We start from the raw sequence: 940 nt of genomic DNA, 5'->3' as shown, positions 1-940 counted from the left end.
GCTACGGGTCTGAGCGCACGATAAATTTTGAATAGCCACTTACATAGTGGTTCTAACTGACCAAAGCTCAGGAAAAAACTTCAAATCCAATGCCTTTTTAAGATAAGACACACCCGTTGTTCCTCCCGTCCCCGCTTTATAGCCAATAATTCTTTCTACCGTTTTCATATGACTAAAGCGCCACTTGTGGAAATTGTATTCGGTATCAATCAACTTCTCGGCTAGCTCATACAGATCCCAATACTGGTTAGTATCGCGATAAATATCAGCCCAAACGGCCTCTACTTCGGGTGAAGCCACATACGGCTCAGACCAATCTCGGTTAATCACTTTTTCGGGAAGAGAAAAGCCGCGTCGACTCAATAATTTAAGACAACAATCATAAAGGCTGGGTGCGTTTAAAACATTCGTCAGGTGTTGATAGTTTTTAGGATGCGAGCGATGCACTTCAACCAGCCCTGGATGTTTATTTCCCAGCAAGAATTCCAGCTCGCGGTACTGATACGATTGAAATCCAGAACTTTGACCGAGACTATCACGGAAGGAAATATAATCTGCTGGCGTCATGGTAACTAATACCTCCCAAGCCTGAATCATTTGCTCTTGGATGCGTGCTACCCGAGTCAACATCTTTAGAGCTGGCCGCAGCTCGTCGACCATAATATTATTAGCGGCCGCATGGGCTTCATGAAGACACTGTTTAAGCCATAATTCAGAGACTTGGTGAATAATAACAAACAGCATCCCATCGTGTACGTCAGAGCGTGGGCGCTGGCAAGATAACAGGGGCTCTAAGTCCAGATATTGCCCATAACTGATATCCTGATTCCAGTGAACATTTCTTTCGCCTTTCAAGCTTAACGCGCTTTGGCTAGCGTTTTTATTATCATGATCGCTCATAAGTGCCTAACCGAAAGTTTTCGTGCATAATGTATGTAGG

1 protein-coding gene is annotated in these 940 nt (G+C 44.3%); it reads right to left on the bottom strand.

Annotated features, from left to right (window positions below):
- Positions 1-39 precede the first annotated feature (39 nt).
- Positions 40-900: a tryptophan 2,3-dioxygenase gene (gene kynA / locus INT19_RS04855; protein ID WP_193059918.1), complete on the bottom strand. Its 861-nt coding sequence runs from the start codon at positions 898-900 to the stop codon at positions 40-42.
- Positions 901-940 lie beyond the last annotated feature (40 nt).

It is taken from the genome of Halomonas sp. 3A7M (genome assembly GCF_014897875.1).
Taxonomy (GTDB): domain Bacteria; phylum Pseudomonadota; class Gammaproteobacteria; order Pseudomonadales; family Halomonadaceae; genus Vreelandella.
The sequence above is the reverse complement of the archived record's forward strand: the minus strand, read 5'-3'. Positions and strand labels throughout refer to the sequence as shown.

Bases quoted from the DNA above. Each gene is read 5' to 3' on its own strand.
- kynA (WP_193059918.1), bottom strand. From the start codon at position 900: ATGAGCGATCATGATAATAAAAACGCTAGCCAAAGCGCGTTAAGCTTG.